16 protein-coding genes are annotated in these 16,012 nt (G+C 60.2%); 7 read left to right on the forward strand and 9 right to left on the reverse strand.

What is annotated here, in order from left to right:
* Window positions 1-52 precede the first annotated feature (52 nt).
* On the reverse strand, window positions 53-460 hold the full coding sequence (locus AACY36_RS04125; protein WP_049711009.1) for a flagellar basal body-associated protein FliL: 408 nt from the start codon (window positions 458-460) through the stop codon (window positions 53-55).
* A 150-nt stretch (window positions 461-610) separates the two neighbouring features.
* On the opposite strand from AACY36_RS04125, the gene AACY36_RS04130 reads away from it, so the two are divergent.
* Both AACY36_RS04130 and glpT read left to right on the forward strand, forming a co-directional pair.
* On the forward strand, window positions 611-1,588 hold the full coding sequence (locus AACY36_RS04130) for an NADPH:quinone oxidoreductase family protein (protein ID WP_339415164.1): 978 nt from the start codon (window positions 611-613) through the stop codon (window positions 1,586-1,588).
* A 227-nt stretch (window positions 1,589-1,815) separates the two neighbouring features.
* Window positions 1,816-3,153: a glycerol-3-phosphate transporter gene (glpT, locus tag AACY36_RS04135; protein WP_339415163.1), complete on the forward strand. Its 1,338-nt coding sequence runs from the start codon at window positions 1,816-1,818 to the stop codon at window positions 3,151-3,153.
* On the opposite strand, the gene AACY36_RS04140 is transcribed toward glpT, so the two are convergent.
* Window positions 3,150-3,803 carry a gamma-glutamylcyclotransferase gene (locus AACY36_RS04140; protein ID WP_049711006.1) on the reverse strand — a complete coding sequence of 218 codons (654 nt, stop codon included), beginning with the start codon at window positions 3,801-3,803 and terminating at the stop codon, window positions 3,150-3,152. The genes glpT and AACY36_RS04140 overlap by 4 nt on opposite strands.
* A gap of 295 nt (window positions 3,804-4,098) precedes the next feature.
* On the opposite strand from AACY36_RS04140, the gene AACY36_RS04145 reads away from it, so the two are divergent.
* Window positions 4,099-4,581, forward strand: a complete 483-nt coding sequence (locus tag AACY36_RS04145) for a sn-glycerol-3-phosphate transporter (protein WP_339415162.1) — start codon at window positions 4,099-4,101, stop codon at window positions 4,579-4,581.
* Window positions 4,582-4,646: 65 nt separating this feature from the next.
* Here AACY36_RS04145 and AACY36_RS04150 read toward each other — a convergent pair whose 3' ends face one another.
* From AACY36_RS04150 to AACY36_RS04170, 5 genes are all read right to left on the reverse strand, one after another.
* Window positions 4,647-5,615: a CDP-6-deoxy-delta-3,4-glucoseen reductase gene (locus AACY36_RS04150; protein ID WP_339415161.1), complete on the reverse strand. Its 969-nt coding sequence runs from the start codon at window positions 5,613-5,615 to the stop codon at window positions 4,647-4,649.
* Complete coding sequence (ubiD, locus tag AACY36_RS04155) at window positions 5,615-7,081, reverse strand: 4-hydroxy-3-polyprenylbenzoate decarboxylase (protein WP_049711003.1); 1,467 nt, start codon at window positions 7,079-7,081, stop codon at window positions 5,615-5,617. The genes AACY36_RS04150 and ubiD overlap by 1 nt, the downstream gene beginning before the upstream one ends.
* A 156-nt stretch (window positions 7,082-7,237) precedes the next feature.
* Window positions 7,238-8,497 (reverse strand): transcription termination factor Rho, encoded by a 1,260-nt coding sequence (gene rho, locus AACY36_RS04160; protein ID WP_048729328.1) that lies wholly within the window; start codon window positions 8,495-8,497, stop codon window positions 7,238-7,240.
* A 234-nt stretch (window positions 8,498-8,731) separates the two neighbouring features.
* Window positions 8,732-9,061, reverse strand: coding sequence for a thioredoxin TrxA (trxA, locus tag AACY36_RS04165; RefSeq protein ID WP_003213989.1), 330 nt, complete (start codon window positions 9,059-9,061; stop codon window positions 8,732-8,734).
* Between the two features lie 121 nt (window positions 9,062-9,182).
* The gene (locus AACY36_RS04170; protein WP_339427620.1) at window positions 9,183-9,878 is read right to left on the reverse strand and encodes a FadR/GntR family transcriptional regulator; all 696 of its coding nucleotides are present in this window, start codon (window positions 9,876-9,878) and stop codon (window positions 9,183-9,185) included.
* A 255-nt stretch (window positions 9,879-10,133) separates the two neighbouring features.
* Here AACY36_RS04170 and AACY36_RS04175 point away from each other — a divergent pair, with 255 nt between their 5' ends.
* From AACY36_RS04175 to AACY36_RS04190, 4 genes are read left to right on the forward strand one after another with little or no spacing between them, the layout of a single operon-like run.
* On the forward strand, window positions 10,134-10,919 hold the full coding sequence (locus tag AACY36_RS04175; protein ID WP_339415159.1) for a transporter substrate-binding domain-containing protein: 786 nt from the start codon (window positions 10,134-10,136) through the stop codon (window positions 10,917-10,919).
* A 15-nt stretch (window positions 10,920-10,934) separates the two neighbouring features.
* Window positions 10,935-11,603, forward strand: a complete 669-nt coding sequence (locus tag AACY36_RS04180) for an amino acid ABC transporter permease (RefSeq protein WP_339415158.1) — start codon at window positions 10,935-10,937, stop codon at window positions 11,601-11,603.
* Entirely contained in the window at window positions 11,600-12,250 is a 651-nt protein-coding gene (locus tag AACY36_RS04185; protein ID WP_339415157.1) for an amino acid ABC transporter permease, read from the forward strand. The genes AACY36_RS04180 and AACY36_RS04185 overlap by 4 nt, the downstream gene beginning before the upstream one ends.
* Window positions 12,237-12,974, forward strand: coding sequence for an amino acid ABC transporter ATP-binding protein (locus AACY36_RS04190; protein WP_339415156.1), 738 nt, complete (start codon window positions 12,237-12,239; stop codon window positions 12,972-12,974). The genes AACY36_RS04185 and AACY36_RS04190 overlap by 14 nt, the downstream gene beginning before the upstream one ends.
* Here the strand turns inward: AACY36_RS04190 and AACY36_RS04195 are convergent.
* Entirely contained in the window at window positions 12,955-13,503 is a 549-nt protein-coding gene (locus AACY36_RS04195) for a hypothetical protein (RefSeq protein WP_339415155.1), read from the reverse strand. The two genes, AACY36_RS04190 and AACY36_RS04195, sit on opposite strands and share 20 nt — an antisense overlap.
* Window positions 13,493-16,009, reverse strand: a complete 2,517-nt coding sequence (locus AACY36_RS04200) for a fimbria/pilus outer membrane usher protein (RefSeq protein WP_339415154.1) — start codon at window positions 16,007-16,009, stop codon at window positions 13,493-13,495. The genes AACY36_RS04195 and AACY36_RS04200 overlap by 11 nt, the downstream gene beginning before the upstream one ends.
* Window positions 16,010-16,012: the final 3 nt, after the last annotated feature.

Here is a 16,012-nt window from a genome sequence, read left to right on the forward strand (position 1 = left end):
CCTACGTAGCCGCTGCCTCGCCAGGGCTCGACAGCGGCTACGGGGGAGGGTGTTACTGGATGATCAGGTTGTTGAACAACAAGTCTTCCACTACCGGCTTGCCGGTCTCGTCGTTCATCACTTGCTGGGTTTGCTTCAGAGCTTCCTGGCGCAGTTTTTCCTTGCCTTCAACGGTGCTCATGCTCTCGTTGGTCTGCTGAGTGAACAGTGCCACCAGTTGGTTACGGATCAACGCGTCATTGGCTTTGACCGCAGCGGCAGCTTCGGTGCCGGTCACGCGCAGGGCGATGTCGGCCTTGAACACCTTGAGTTTCGCCGTGCCATCCAGGCCGTAGTTGCCCACGAACGGCGGGCTCAGGCTGATATAGCTGACCTTCGGCGCCTCGCCTTCTTTGGCCTCTTCGGCCTGGGCTGCCATCGGCAAGGTCAGGGCCAGCATCAACAGGATCCACGCTTTCACAGTTCATTCCTCACATTCGGTTGCCAAGTAGCATAACGCTAGCAAGGCTGAGCACAAGCTTATGGCGACTTATCAGGCCCGGGCATGCTCGTTGACCCACGGGCGTACCCTCCTACACTTATCGGCCACGATGCCAAAAGGAATAGTCCGATGAAAGCTGTGCTGTGCAAAGCCTTCGGCCCCGCCGAAACCCTGGTGCTGGAAGAAATCGCCAGCCCGGCGATCAAGAAGAACGAAATCCTGCTGGACGTGCATGCCGCCGGGGTCAACTTCCCGGATACCTTGATCATTGAGGGCAAGTACCAGTTCAAGCCGCCCTTCCCGTTTTCGCCGGGTGGCGAAGCGTCGGGCGTGGTCAGTGAAGTGGGCGAAAAGGTCGGCCACCTGAAAGTCGGTGATCGGGTCATGGCGCTGACCGGCTGGGGCAGCTTTGCCGAACAGGTCGCGGTGCCGGGCTATAACGTACTGCCGATCCCGCCGAGCATGGACTTCAACACCGCCGCGGCTTTCAGCATGACCTACGGCACCTCGATGCACGCGCTGAAACAGCGGGCCAACCTGCAACCTGGCGAAACGCTGTTGGTCCTCGGCGCCTCCGGTGGCGTGGGTCTGGCCGCCGTGGAGATCGGCAAAGCCATGGGCGCACGCGTTATCGCCGCCGCCAGCAGTGCCGACAAACTCGCAGTGGCCAAGGCGGCTGGCGCTGATGAGCTGATCAACTACAGCGAAGCCAGCCTGAAAGACGAGATCAAGCGCCTCACCGACGGCAACGGTGCCGATGTGATCTACGACCCGGTGGGTGGCGATCTGTTTGACCAGGCCATCCGCGCCATCGCCTGGAACGGCCGCCTGCTGGTGGTGGGGTTTGCCAGTGGGCGTATTCCGGAACTGCCGGTGAACCTGGCGCTTCTCAAGGGCGCCGCAGTGGTCGGGGTGTTCTGGGGTTCATTTGCGCAGCGTCAGCCGCAGGATAATGCGGCGAATTTCCAGCAGTTGTTCACATGGTATTCCGAGGATAAGTTGAAGCCGCTGGTGTCGCAGGTGTACCCGCTGGAACAGGCCGCCCAGGCGATCAATGATTTGGGGCAGCGCAAGGCGGTGGGCAAGGTCGTCGTCCAAACTCGCTAAACGATGTGAAATTCGGTCAATGTGGGAGCAAGCCCGCTCCCACATTGGGATCTCCAACGCCTCACGAACTCAATCCCGACCAGCACTTATCTATTCGCGACATGTTCATAAGAGAACATGCAATTGCTCTGATTTCCTGTGTTTGCAGATAAGAGGCGATGCTATTTTCGGTAACGAAACTGTAACATTCGCATCCGCAGTCAAAACAAGAAATTTGGAGCTCTTGAATGTTTGCTTTCTTTCGTCCTGCCGCACATCAGGCGCCCCTGCCTGAAGAAAAAATAGACAGTACCTACCGACGCCTGCGCTGGCAGATCTTCGCGGGTATTTTCTTCGGTTACGCCGGGTACTACCTGCTGCGTAAAAACTTCTCGCTGGCCATGCCCTACTTGATCGACGAGGGTTACACCCGTGGTGAACTGGGCCTGGCGATGTCGGCTATCGCGATTGCCTACGGCCTGTCCAAGTTCCTCATGGGCCTGGTGTCCGACCGCTCCAACCCGCGCTATTTCCTGCCCTTCGGCCTGCTGGTTTCAGCTGGGGTCATGTTCATTTTCGGTTTCGCACCTTGGGCGACGTCCAGCGTGACCATGATGTTCATTTTGCTGTTCATCAACGGCTGGGCTCAAGGCATGGGCTGGCCGCCCAGTGGACGGACCATGGTGCATTGGTGGTCGCAGAAAGAACGCGGCGGCGTGGTGTCGGTATGGAACGTGGCGCACAACGTCGGCGGCGGCCTGATCGGCCCGCTGTTCCTGCTGGGCATGGGCTGGTTCAACGACTGGCACGCAGCGTTTTATGTACCGGCGACCGTGGCATTGGCAGTGGCGGCGTTTGCCTTCATCACCATGCGCGACACCCCGCAATCAGTCGGCCTGCCGTCGATCGAGAAGTACAAGAACGACTACCCGGAAGGCTATGACGCCAGCCACGAAGACGAATTCAGCGCCAAGGAAATCTTCGTCAAGTACGTGCTGCGCAACAAAATGCTCTGGTACATCGCCTTCGCCAACGTGTTCGTCTACCTGCTGCGCTACGGCGTACTGGACTGGGCGCCGACCTACTTGAAAGAAGCCAAGCACTTCACGGTCGACAAATCGTCCTGGGCGTACTTCTTCTATGAGTGGGCAGGTATCCCGGGCACGCTGCTGTGCGGCTGGATGTCGGACAAGATCTTCCGTGGCAACCGTGGCCTCACCGGCATCGTGTTCATGGCCCTGGTGACCGTGGCGACCCTGGTGTACTGGCTCAACCCGCCGGGTAACCCGATGGTCGACATGCTCGCGCTGGTGTCCATCGGTTTCCTGATCTACGGCCCGGTAATGCTGATCGGCCTGCAGGCGCTGGAGCTGGCGCCGAAGAAAGCCGCCGGCACAGCGGCGGGCTTCACCGGTTTGTTCGGTTACCTGGGGGGCTCGGTGGCAGCGAGTGCGGCCATGGGCTACACCGTGGACCACTTCGGCTGGGACGGCGGTTTCGTGCTGCTGATCGGCGCGTGCGTGTTGGCAATCGCCTTCCTGATCCCAACGTTGTGGCACACCAACAGCGTCAGCTCGGCGCGTTAACCGCCTGAGCAATCCTTCGCACAACGCTTGAGCCGCGCCTCCAGGTTTTTATCTGGCATGGCGTGGCTACGCAGGGCGTTGACGGTCTGCTCGACATAATCACGCGTAGTGCCGTAACGCCCGCAAGCGCTTTGCAACACGTGGTTCAGCACGATATCCGGCAAGTTGCCGGCGTAGCTGGGCAGGTGCCGCTCCAAGACAAATCCCAATGCCTGCACCGTACTGCCATCTTCCAGACGGCAGCTGAGCCAGTGCGGCCGGTAAGAGGGGTAAGGCATCTCGCGCTGCCACAAGGCGTAGAGCGAGGCCTCCAGTTGATCTTCCGGCAAGCGGTAAGCAAACCCGCTGCAAGAGCCGCCGCGATCCAGACCAAAGACCAAACCTGGTAATTCCGGCGTACCCCGGTGCTCGTGGGACCACAAGTAAAGACCCCGATGATAACCATGGACCCGTGCCCGCATGCGCTCGGTCGACGAGCATTCAGGGCGCCAGATCAGCGAACCATACGCAAATAGCCAGACCGGCCCACCCTTATGCCGGGCCATGGTGGCCTGCATCGAGCTCATCAATTGTTCGTGAGTGAGTTGCGGCCCAAGATCGAGACGCGGAGGGTAAGCCAACTGCAAAAGATCAGTTTCAATGGCGGTCATGGCGAAAAGCGGTACGCCTCCTATGTATTACCAGTTGTAAGCAACTTTACCGTAATAAAACCCGCAGCAATAAGCCGCCCGTCTCAGATATAGCTTAAGGACATTTGCCTGAGACACTAAATACCCTAAGCGAATAAGTACGGATATAAGCGCCACAGCCATTTGTCAGCATTACGCGTGCCAATGCCGTCGCTTTCAGCCCCGGTTCAGCCTGGGAACCCGCCAACCCATCAAAATAGCGCACACATCACGACCCACTTAGCCGCCCACCAAATCGACTCTTGAGGTCGCACCCATGAAGAGATTCCGAATGCCTGGCCTGTTGTTCCTGGCCCAGGCCACCACCGCACTGGCTGGCGAAACACTCGCGAGCGAGGACGACAAAGGCTTCTGGTACGCGCAGACCAGCGTCTACACTCGGCATTTCGCGCCCGATCCGGAGCACAACAACAACCAGGACCTGATCGGCCTGGAGCGCAACGAAGCGTCAGGTTTCGTGTATGGCGGGGCAACGTTTCGCAATTCGTTCAGGCAGCGCTCGTATTACGCGTACGCGGGCAAGCGCTACGACATGGCGAACTATCCGGTGTATTTGAAGCTGACCGGCGGAGCGATCCAGGGTTATCGCGGCAAGTACCGCGACAAGATCCCACTGAATCGTTACGGCGTGGCACCGGTGATCATTCCGTCGGTGGGCGCGCATTACGGGCCGGTGGCGGCAGAGATGGTATTGCTGGGGTTCAATGCGGCGATGGTGACCACAGGCGTGCGCTTCTGACACAGACACGACGCAGTCCGCTCCCACAGTTTGATCGGCGTACACCCGTGATGTATGTGATCGCGTCAGGCCCGGGGGGCGTAGGCGAACACATCGGCACGCATCTGGTGCGCATCCATGCCGGCATCTACCAGCGCATCCAGGGTACCGTAGATCATCGCCGGTGAACCGCTGGCGTAGACGTGCACCGACTTGAGGTCGGTGATGTCTTCACACACCGCTTCATGCAACAACCCACAGCGCCCTTCCCAACCACACAAGTCGCTGACAACTTTGTGCAGGAACAGGTTGGGCAGTTGCCGCCACTGGTCCCAGTGCTCAATGTCGTAGAAATCTTCCGGGCGACGTACGCCCCAGTACAGGTGCACCGGGTGCTTGAAGCCGGAGGCGCGGCAATGCTCGATCAGGCTGTGCATCTGCGCCATGCCGGTACCGGCAGCGATCAACACCAGCGGCCCGTCCGGCAGCTCGGCCAAGTGGGTGTCACCAAAGGGCATTTCGATCCGGGCCATCTGGTTACGCTGCAGTTGCTCCAATAGGGTGCGCGCACTGTCCTCGCGGACCAGCACATGCAACTCCAGCTCGCGTCCAGCATGGGGTGCCGACGCCAGGGAGAATGCCGATTTCTCGCCATTGTCGCGCTCGATCATCAAGTATTGCCCGGCGTGGTAACGCACCGCCTTGCCGGCCGGCGCGCGCAGGCGCACGCGCCATACATCGCCACCGACTTCTACGCATTCACTCAATTGGCATGACAACTTGCGCAATGGCAACTCTCCCGGCGCCAGCACGCCATCCCATAACACAATGCAATCTTCCAGCGGCTCAGCGATACACGTGTAGAACTCACCATGGTCGCGCACTTCACCGGCTTGCCGCACTCGGCCTTCCACGAGCAGCGCGGCGCACACATGGCATACGCCGTTGCGACAGGCCTCGGGGCATTCGTAGCCCAAGCGGCGCGCGCCTTCGAGGATTCGCTCGCCAGGGACCAGCTCCAGCACGGCGCCGGAAGGTTGCAGGGTTACACGCATCAATCTATTCCCAATTCTTTCCAGATCGCATCGACACGGGCAGTGACGGCTTCATCCTTAACGATCACCCGACCCCATTCGCGGGTGGTTTCACCCGGCCATTTGTGGGTGGCGTCCAGGCCCATCTTCGAACCCAAGCCCGACACTGGCGAGGCGAAGTCGAGGTAGTCGATCGGCGTGTTGTCGATCATCACCGTATCGCGCTTGGGGTCCATGCGCGTGGTGATGGCCCAGATCACGTCGTTCCAATCTCGGGCATTGATGTCGTCGTCGGTGACAATAACGAACTTGGTGTACATGAACTGTCGCAAAAACGACCACACACCGAGCATTACCCGCTTGGCATGGCCCGGGTACGACTTCTTCATGGTCACGATGGCCATGCGGTACGAGCAGCCTTCCGGCGGCAGGTAGAAGTCGGTGATCTCCGGGAATTGCTTTTGGAGGATCGGCACGAACACTTCGTTCAGCGCCACGCCCAAAATAGCCGGCTCATCCGGCGGCCGGCCGGTGTAGGTGCTGTGGTAGATCGGCTTGATCCGATGGGTGATGCGCTCGACGGTGAATACCGGGAAGCTGTCGACTTCATTGTAATAGCCGGTGTGGTCACCGTACGGCCCTTCATCGGCCATCTCGCCCGGATGAATCACGCCCTCGAGGATGATTTCGGCCGTGGCCGGCACTTGCAGGTCATTGCCACGGCACTTCACCAGTTCGGTGCGGTTGCCGCGCAGCAGGCCGGCAAACGCGTATTCGGACAGGCTGTCCGGCACCGGGGTCACGGCGCCGAGGATGGTAGCCGGGTCGGCACCCAGGGCCACGGAAACCGGGAACGGCTTGCCAGGGTGCTTTTCACACCACTCACGGAAGTCCAGGGCGCCGCCACGGTGGCTCAACCAACGCATGATCACCTTGTTGCGGCCGATCACTTGCTGGCGGTAGATACCGAGGTTTTGGCGGTCCTTGTTCGGGCCTTTGGTGACGGTCAGGCCCCAGGTGATCAGCGGGCCGACGTCGCCTGGCCAACAGGTCTGCACGGGCAGCATGCCGAGGTCGACGTCATCGCCTTCGATGACCACTTCCTGGCACACCGCGTCCTTGACCACTTTGGGGGCCATGGCAATGATCTTGCGGAAGATTGGCAGCTTCGACCAGGCATCCTTCAGCCCCTTGGGCGGCTCGGGCTCCTTGAGGAAGGCCAGCAGCTTGCCGATCTCGCGCAGTTCGCTGACCGCCTCGGCACCCATGCCAAAAGCCACGCGCTCGGGGGTGCCGAACAGGTTGCCGAGCACCGGGATATCAAAGCCGGTCGGGTTCTCGAACAGCAGTGCCGGGCCCTTGTTGCGAAGGGTACGGTCGCAAATCTCAGTCATTTCCAGCACCGGGGAAATCGGCATTTGGATACGTTTCAACTCTCCGCGCTGCTCAAGTTGCTGCACGAAATCCCGAAGATCCTTGAATTTCATTAACCATGCCACCCGTAAAATAGGCCTACATCCTACCTGCTATGACGGCGACTGGCAGCTTATCGCGGTGCATTTGGGTACAGGGAATGCTTAAAAAACCGACGAAAAGAAATGGCGCCCCTGAGGGCGCCATTTTTTCGGACCTGAAACGTCGTATTACTTACGCTTCATCGACAAAAAGAACTCGTCGTTGGTCTTGGTGGCTTTCAGCTTGTCGATCAGGAACTCGATGGCGGCGACTTCGTCCATCGGGTGCAGCAGCTTGCGCAGGATCCACATGCGCTGCAGTTCGTCGTCGGCAGTCAGCAACTCTTCGCGGCGGGTGCCGGAACGGTTGATGTTGATCGCCGGGAACACGCGTTTTTCCGCGATACGACGGTCCAGGGGCAGTTCCATGTTGCCGGTACCCTTGAACTCTTCGTAGATCACTTCGTCCATCTTCGAACCGGTTTCAACCAGCGCGGTGGCGATAATGGTCAGCGAGCCGCCTTCTTCGATATTGCGCGCAGCGCCGAAGAAACGCTTCGGTTTCTCCAGGGCGTGGGCATCGACACCACCGGTCAATACCTTGCCGGAGCTCGGGATCACGGTGTTGTAGGCACGGGCCAGACGGGTGATGGAGTCGAGCAGGATCACCACGTCCTTCTTGTGTTCGACCAGGCGCTTGGCCTTCTCGATCACCATTTCGGCAACCTGCACGTGGCGGGTTGGCGGCTCATCGAACGTGGAGGCAACCACTTCGCCGCGCACGGTGCGCTGCATTTCGGTCACTTCTTCCGGACGCTCATCGATCAACAGTACGATCAGGTGAACTTCAGGATTGTTACGCGCGATGTTCGCTGCGATGTTCTGCAGCATGATGGTCTTACCGGCTTTCGGCGGCGCGACGATCAGGCCACGCTGGCCTTTGCCGATCGGGGCGCACAGGTCGATCACACGACCGGTCAAGTCTTCGGTGGAACCGTTACCGGCTTCCATCTTCATGCGCACGGTCGGGAACAGCGGGGTCAGGTTCTCGAAGAGAATCTTGTTTTTCGCGTTCTCTGGACGATCGAAGTTGATCGTGTCGACCTTGAGCAGGGCGAAATAGCGCTCGCCTTCCTTAGGAGGGCGGATCTTGCCAACGATGGTGTCACCGGTGCGCAAGTTGAAACGACGGATCTGGCTCGGCGAGACGTAGATATCGTCTGGGCCGGCAAGATAGGAGGCGTCTGCAGAGCGGAGGAAGCCGAAGCCGTCCTGGAGAATCTCCAGCACGCCATCACCGGAGATTTCCTCGCCGCTTTTCGCGTGCTTCTTGAGCAGGGAGAAAATCACGTCCTGCTTGCGCGAACGGGCCATATTTTCTATGCCCATTTCTTCGGCCAGTTGGAGCAGGTCGGTAATCGGCTTTTGCTTGAGTTCAGTCAGATTCATATAGGAATGACGTAATCATTTATGGAGGGGGGAAATTAAGCTTTTGGCTTAATGAGGCCGCGCCGCAGAGAAGGCGACAGGATCGCGTACTAATCGAAAAGGAATGCGTCGGCGACGGCTTGCAGGGGGCAGTGGAGAAACCAGTGCGGGGCCGAATGTACCATCTGAATTTCGGAGCGTCTAGCCCTGTCTCACGAAAAAGCCCCGCGATTTGCGGGGCTTTTTTGAAGACGCTTAGATGTTCGCGTCGAGGAAAGCTTGCAGCTGAGACTTCGACAGCGCGCCTACTTTAGTGGCTTCGACGTTGCCGTTCTTGAACAGCATCAGGGTCGGAATACCACGCACGCCGTGCTTGGCCGGGGTTTCCTGGTTGTCGTCAATGTTCAGCTTGGCAATGGTCAGCTTGCCTTCGTAAGTGGTTGCAATGTCGTCCAGGACTGGAGCGATCATTTTGCAAGGGCCGCACCACTCAGCCCAGTAGTCAACCAGCACCGGGCCTTGAGCCTTGAGTACTTCGGCCTCAAAGGTCGCGTCGGTGACGTGCTTGATAAGATCGTTGCTCATGGATGTCTCCGGATTGTAAGCAAAAAAAACGTGGCCCATCATAGCCGCCCTTCCCCCGTTCAGGAAGCCGCCTCTGATTGAGTCTTGCTATGGTGCCGCATGAGTGTGGGTATCGCCCCACTCAGGGTGTTACGGGAGTCACGAAAGCGATGCCCGTGCGCAACGCCGCATTGCGCACGTGTTCCTGCATGGTTTTCTGCGCCGCTGCACTGCCGCGACGGGCCAGGGCGCGCACTATCCGGCGGTGCTCCTGCCAGGTTTCCATGGCCCGCTCCGGCCGGATGAACGGTAGTTTCTGGCTCTCGAGGAACACTTCGGCACTGGCGCTGAGAATACTCACCATCGCTTGATTACCACTGGCCAGCAGGATGCGCTGATGGAATTCGAAGTCCAGTCGGGCAGCCGCTTCGAAGTCGCCGGCCTTGAGCACCTTGCGCATGGCCTCGACGTTGTCTTCCAGGCTATCCAGCTCATCGATGGTCAGCGTCACCGCCGCCAACCCCGCCGCAAAGCCTTCAAGGGCGTAGCGCAACTGGAAGATATCCAGCGGCGTAGCCTGCGCCGCAAACGGCCAGGCAAACCCCGGCGACTCGTCGGCAGCCTGTACGAACACGCCCTTGCCCGGCTGCACACTCACCACGCCCAAGGCGCTCAGGGACGACAACGCCTCGCGCAACGACGCCCGGCTTACGCCCAACTGCAGCGCAAGATCGCGCTGGGACGGCAAAGCATCGCCCGGCCCGAAGCCTTGCTCCTTGATCAGTTTGCGGATGGCCTGCAGGGCCGCTTCCGGTACGGCTTGGGCGATGGAATTCATAAAAAACTCAAGGTTCCAGTCAACTGAGCGGCTAGTTGTAAAGCTATTCGGGTCGGGCGGCAAGCCACGCCCCAAAGGGGCTCGCCGGGTTTTACCGGCGCTCGAAAAGGGTGCGAAACGTCCGCTCACTGTTCAGACCAGTAAGACCACGGAAGCTCAACAAATCCCGGCCTCGCAGACAGTTCCAGCGGTAATGGCATGGGCTGTGCACTGAACAAATCCAGAAAATTCCTTCGCCCTTCTCGGAGAGTTGCCATGACCAAGCGCTACAGCGCCCTGCTTACTGCACTGTTTGCCAGCCTGATGCTGAGCCAGGCACCTGCCCATGCCAACGGTCTGGACGACATCGTTGCCCGTGGCACCCTCAAGGTCGCCGTGCCCCAGGACTTCCCGCCGTTCGGCTCGGTCGGCCCCGACATGAAGCCACGCGGCCTGGACATCGACACTGCCAAGCTGCTGGCCGACCAACTCAAGGTCAAGCTGGAACTGACCCCGGTCAACAGCACCAACCGTATCCCGTTCCTCACCACCGGCAAGGTCGACCTGGTGATTTCCAGCCTGGGCAAAAACGCCGAGCGCGAAAAGGTCATCGACTTCTCCAAAGCCTACGCACCGTTCTACCTGGCGGTGTTCGGCCCGCCTGATGCCGCCATCAGTACCCTGGACGATCTCAAGGGCAAGACCATCAGCGTGACCCGTGGCGCTATCGAAGACATCGAGCTGACTGCCGTCGCGCCCAAAGAGGCGACCATCAAGCGCTTCGAAGACAACAACTCGACCATCGCCGCCTACCTGGCCGGCCAGGTCGACCTGATCGCCAGCGGCAACGTGGTGATGGTGGCGATCAGCGAACGCAACCCGAAACGCGTGCCTGCACTGAAAGTGAAGCTCAAGGACTCGCCAGTGTACGTGGGCGTGAACAAGAACGAGCCGGCGCTGCTGGAGAAGGTCAATCAGATCCTGGTCGCTGCCAAAGCCGATGGCAGCCTGGAAAAGAACGCGATGCAGTGGCTCAAAGAACCATTGCCTGCCGATCTCTAAAAGCGGAGCTGATTCATGGCCTATCAATTCGACTTTGTGCCGGTGCTGGCCAATACCGACCTGCTGTTGCGCGGCGCGCTGTTCACCCTTGAACTGACAGCCATTGGCGCGATTCTCGGCGTAGCGTTAGGCACCGTCGGCGCGGTGGTGCGGGCCTGGAAGATCCAGCCGTTTGCGTGGTTCTTCGGTGTGTACGTCGAGTTGATCCGCAACACACCATTCCTGGTGCAGTTGTTCTTCATCTTCTTCGGCCTGCCGTCCCTGGGACTGAAGATCACCGAGTGGCAAGCCGCCGTGCTGGCGATGGTGATCAACCTGGGCGCCTACTCCACGGAAATCATCCGCGCTGGCATCCAGGCGATTCCACGCGGGCAGCTGGAAGCTGCCGCAGCGCTGGCGATGACGCGCTTCGAAGCGTTCCGCCACGTGGTGCTGCTGCCGGCGCTGGGCAAGGTGTGGCCGGCCCTGAGCAGCCAGATCATCATCGTGATGCTCGGTTCGGCAGTCTGCTCGCAGATCGCCACTGAAGAGCTGAGCTTCGCCGCCAACTTTATCCAGTCGCGCAATTTCCGCGCTTTTGAAACCTATGCCCTGACCACCTTGGTGTACCTGTGCATGGCGTTGATGATTCGCCAGTTGCTCAACTGGATCGGCCGCAGGTGGGTGATGAGGAACAGCCGATGAGTGATTTCTCTTTCTGGGACATCGTGCGCAACCTGCTCACGGGCCTGCAATGGACGCTGTTGCTGTCGCTGGTGGCGTTTGTGGGTGGCGGCGTGATCGGTTTGCTGGTGATGACGATGCGCATCAGCAGTAAGGCGCTCCCGCGCAACGTTGCGCGTACCTATATCGAACTGTTCCAGGGCACGCCGCTGCTGATGCAGCTGTTCCTGGTGTTTTTCGGCGTTGCCCTGCTGGGTGTGGATATCTCGCCCTGGCTCGCGGCGGCAATCGCCCTGACCTTGTTTACCAGCGCCTACCTGGCTGAAATCTGGCGCGGCTGCGTCGATTCCATCGCCCACGGGCAGTGGGAAGCGTCGGCCAGCCTGGCGCTCAACCCGCTTGAGCAGCTGCGCTACGTAATCCTGCCCCAGGCCCTGCGCATTGCCGTGGCGCCCACCGTGGGCTTCTCAGTGCAGGTGGTCAAAGGCACCGCCGTGACCTCGATCATCGGCTTTACCGAACTGACCAAGACCGGCGGCATGCTCGCCAATGCCACGTTCGAGCCCTTCATGGTCTACGGCCTGGTGGCGCTTGGTTACTTTCTGCTCTGCTACCCCCTATCCCTCAGTGCGCGCTACCTGGAAAGGAGACTGCATGCCTCTGCTTAGAATTTCCGCCCTGCATAAGTTTTACGGCGATCACCACGTACTCAAGGGCATCGACCTGACCGTTGAAGAAGGCCAGGTGGTGGCGATCATCGGTCGCAGCGGCTCGGGTAAATCCACACTATTGCGCACCCTCAACGGCCTGGAATCGATCAACGACGGCGTGATCGAAGTCGACGGCGAATACCTCGACGCCGCCCGCGCCGACCTACGCAGCCTGCGGCAGAAAGTCGGCATGGTGTTTCAGCAGTTCAACCTGTTCCCGCACCTGACCGTCGGCGAAAACGTGATGCTCGCGCCGCAAGTCGTCCAAAAAGTACCCAAGGCCAAGGCTGCGCTGCTGGCCAAGCAAATGCTGGAGCGCGTCGGGCTGGGGGAGAAATTCGACGCCTTCCCCGATCGCTTGTCCGGCGGCCAGCAGCAACGCGTGGCGATTGCCCGCGCACTGGCGATGTCGCCCAAGGTGCTGCTGTGCGATGAAATCACCTCGGCCCTCGACCCGGAACTGGTCAATGAAGTGCTCAGCGTGGTGCGCCAACTGGCCAAGGACGGCATGACCCTGATCATGGTGACTCACGAGATGCGCTTTGCCCGCGAAGTCGGCGACAAGCTGGTGTTCATGCACCAGGGCAAGGTGCATGAAGTCGGCGACCCCAAACACTTGTTCGCGCACCCGAAAACCGCCGAACTGGCCAACTTCATCGGCTCTACGGAGCAGCCGGACTGACCAGCTCGAATTGGCCGTGGCCCTCCAGTTGCATCTCCCGGCGTACCGCGAGGGCATCAGCCGGCAGTTGAACCTCAATCTCCACCTGGGCCGTCAACCGGCGGCCCGTCACCGCCACACCGGCAGCATTGGCAAACAACGTGCGACCGGGTAGCAGCCGCCCGCTGGCGGTTTCATCGGGTTGCCACGACACCGGGCTGCCGTCGACCTGCGCCTGCCTCAGGCTCAAAGTGAAACGCCCTTGCCGGCCAAACTGATAGCTTTGGGCATCAGCGGGTGCACCGCTGAAGCGCAGGCTCATCCCCGTGGGAGTCGCGCAGAGCACGCTCAGGTGCAGCGTACGTTGCGTATCCAGCATCAATGTCGCCCTGCCAGACGACGCTTGCGAAGGACGCATCACCCCGTAGTCGATCCGAGGCTCGCTCAAGGTCATCCGGCAGTCGTCAGCACGCGCAGGGCTGCCCATCAGGGCGACCAACAACAGGCACAGGCGGGCAACAGGCGGGCCACTCATCGGCTTAGCGAGCATGGCATACCTCCGATGCGGTTTCGAAAAGTTGGTCATCGCCAGACTCTTGCTCAGGGTTGACTTGCAGCACACAGGACGCCGAGTCCGGCAATGAAACCCTCAGCGTTTGCGGCCCATCGATGTTATTGAGAAAAATCATGCCGTCACCCACCACACTGGTCATAAAGTTGTTGTCCTCGCCGAACACCGCGGCCCCTTGAGGCAAGGGCAGGCCCTGTTCATCCAGGGCTTCAAGCAACAGACGACGGACTTTCACCACATCAAAGTTGAGGATATTGACTGAGCCACGACCAGCAGCGAGCACCTTGGTCCCGTTCTTCAAGTCGACGCGCTTGGGCAGCGACTGGGTCTGTACTTGCACATGGTTATTGCCGTAGGCCTGCAGCCCGGGGATCACCGCCTGGCCGCTGAAATCCGTCCATACCGGCCCTTGGGCCGTGGAGACCTTGGCCGTAGCAATATCGCCCACCGAGACGATGCCAAACGTGTCCTGCACTGCATACGGCGAGAACGTCACGCCGTGTTCATGGGCGACAATGCCGCCTTGCAGTTGCCCGGAATAACTGGTGCTCGACGGATCACGGCTGGCACCCAAGCTCACGCGGGTATAAAGCGGCAGTACGTCCACACGGCCGCGCACGCTCTGCTCACGCTCGCTCACGTCTCGATCAACACCGACCTCGTAGTTCACATAGTCGTTGACCCGCTCGCTGAGAGCAGTGCCAGCATCCAGTCGGTCGCCTCGACGACTGACGTAAGAACTGACTCGGCGATCACCGCCCAGGGGCACGGTCACCTGCAGCCGGAGGGAGGTGTCTTCGTCCAGCCGTCCGTCGCGTCGGCCACCCGCCACCGAGTCACGCCGTTGAGGCCTGGCCCCACCGACCTGAGCGTCGGCGATCAGCGCCACACCCACACCGTTAAACGTATTGTTCCATGAGGCAAAGAGGTGATCGGCGGACTGCCCGTCAAACTGCGTGCTACGCGTGAAACTGATGGAAAAACCACCCACAAACGGGTCCGCCCAGCTCAACCCTGCCGTGTACTGGCGCTTGAAACGCGCATCGAAGTCGTACCCACGCGACGCCTGGCCTGCGTCCAGCACCTCCCGGTAGCCTCGGCTTTGCGTAGAGGCGCTCAGGTTCATGTCGAGGTTGGCGAACAACGGGCTGCCCACAGAGAGTGTGCTGCGTGCGCCCCCTACGCCATCTTGGCCATCACGGGACAGGTTGTGGCGCATGCCCACCGTCATTTGATGGAAAAACACACTGCTCAGTGAGCCGCCTGCCGACTGATACTCGTCGGTACTCAGCAAACCGAAACCCAGTGACGAGTTCTGGCCCAGGCCCCAGGTGCCGCTGCCCATGGCAACAACGGGCGCTTCCCGGCTGTCGAAGGACGTGTCACGCACCTTGCCGACGGAAAAGTAATACCCCGGCGCAACCGGAGCCCCACCTCGAAAGGACGCGGCGGGTACGACAAAACTGCGCTTTGCGCCCCGCACGTCAATCACGCTCACATCGAGGTCGCTGGTGCTGTTGAGCAACGGTAATCCAGTGAGCCTGAACGGCCCCTCCGGCACCAGCGTGGTATGGATCAATGCACCCGACTGACGCACCTCGACCCGTGACTGGCTTTGGGCCAGCCCTTCAACCACTACCTCGCTGCTGCCCCCACCCGCGCGTTGTTGACCATCCGGAAAAAACTGCAAGCCAGCCAGTTGCACCCCGCCAAATATCGGGTTGTTGCTGGAAATCTGTCCGGCCTGGAAAGTCGACTGCAACGCCGCGATATCACGCTGGGCGTAGGCGTCCACCTGCTCGGTTCGCGTCTGGCCATTGTCAGAGATAAAAAACTGGCGGCTGCGAACAATCCAGTTACCCAGGTTGAACCCTGCCTCGGTATAGGCCGACACAAAGCGACTTGGCCCACTTCGCGAACGGGTATCGAAACCCAACACGTCATAGTTGAAGATGGCTGCCGCGCCGCCCTGAGAAAAATTCCCGGCTTCCCACTCTGGCGCGCGCAGGGACTGGGTCGGCACTACCAGGGTGACCTCATCGCTGCTCGGGCGCAGCCGTACCATGGTCGCCGGGTATTCCCCAACGAAATCATGGCAGGCCTGGTCAGGGCTGATGCCTTCGCGTAGCACACGGGAGGGTTTGACCAGACCCGCCTTCGCCAGTAACGCCTCGGTGAAGCACAACTGGCCCTGGTAATCGAACCGCGCGTCTACCAACCCCAGCGGGGCGCCATTGACCCGCAGCCCGACCACATGCACACCTTCGCGAAAGCGCGCCGCGCTGCGAAAGTATTCGGACACCTGCGGGTCGATCCCAAGGGTTGTCAACGCGGCCAGGTCAAAACCTTCTCCGAGCGCCACGGCTGCGCTGGAGCCTGGCAACCCCCACAGCGTCGCGAGCCCCAGCAAGACCCTGGAACGCGCCTGTAATAACTTGCCAGACGCGCTTTTGGCAGAGCGACCTGAGTGCCTGATCTTTTTCATAGG

This window comes from Pseudomonas sp. EA_15y_Pfl1_P101 (genome assembly GCF_963970835.1).
Classification (GTDB): domain Bacteria; phylum Pseudomonadota; class Gammaproteobacteria; order Pseudomonadales; family Pseudomonadaceae; genus Aquipseudomonas; species Aquipseudomonas tritici.

Excerpts from the sequence above, each read along its gene's own strand:
- AACY36_RS04130 (WP_339415164.1), top strand. The coding sequence starts at position 611 with ATGAAAGCTGTGCTGTGCAAAGCCTTCGGCCCCGCCGAAACCCTGGTG.
- glpT (WP_339415163.1), top strand. The coding sequence starts at position 1,816 with ATGTTTGCTTTCTTTCGTCCTGCCGCACATCAGGCGCCCCTGCCTGAA.
- AACY36_RS04140 (WP_049711006.1), bottom strand. The coding sequence starts at position 3,803 with ATGACCGCCATTGAAACTGATCTTTTGCAGTTGGCTTACCCTCCGCGT.
- AACY36_RS04145 (WP_339415162.1), top strand. The coding sequence starts at position 4,099 with ATGAAGAGATTCCGAATGCCTGGCCTGTTGTTCCTGGCCCAGGCCACC.
- AACY36_RS04150 (WP_339415161.1), bottom strand. The coding sequence starts at position 5,615 with ATGCGTGTAACCCTGCAACCTTCCGGCGCCGTGCTGGAGCTGGTCCCT.
- ubiD (WP_049711003.1), bottom strand. The coding sequence starts at position 7,081 with ATGAAATTCAAGGATCTTCGGGATTTCGTGCAGCAACTTGAGCAGCGC.
- rho (WP_048729328.1), bottom strand. The coding sequence starts at position 8,497 with ATGAATCTGACTGAACTCAAGCAAAAGCCGATTACCGACCTGCTCCAA.
- trxA (WP_003213989.1), bottom strand. The coding sequence starts at position 9,061 with ATGAGCAACGATCTTATCAAGCACGTCACCGACGCGACCTTTGAGGCC.
- AACY36_RS04170 (WP_339427620.1), bottom strand. The coding sequence starts at position 9,878 with ATGAATTCCATCGCCCAAGCCGTACCGGAAGCGGCCCTGCAGGCCATC.
- AACY36_RS04175 (WP_339415159.1), top strand. The coding sequence starts at position 10,134 with ATGACCAAGCGCTACAGCGCCCTGCTTACTGCACTGTTTGCCAGCCTG.
- AACY36_RS04180 (WP_339415158.1), top strand. The coding sequence starts at position 10,935 with ATGGCCTATCAATTCGACTTTGTGCCGGTGCTGGCCAATACCGACCTG.
- AACY36_RS04185 (WP_339415157.1), top strand. The coding sequence starts at position 11,600 with ATGAGTGATTTCTCTTTCTGGGACATCGTGCGCAACCTGCTCACGGGC.
- AACY36_RS04190 (WP_339415156.1), top strand. The coding sequence starts at position 12,237 with ATGCCTCTGCTTAGAATTTCCGCCCTGCATAAGTTTTACGGCGATCAC.
- AACY36_RS04195 (WP_339415155.1), bottom strand. The coding sequence starts at position 13,503 with ATGCTCGCTAAGCCGATGAGTGGCCCGCCTGTTGCCCGCCTGTGCCTG.
- AACY36_RS04200 (WP_339415154.1), bottom strand. The coding sequence starts at position 16,009 with ATGAAAAAGATCAGGCACTCAGGTCGCTCTGCCAAAAGCGCGTCTGGC.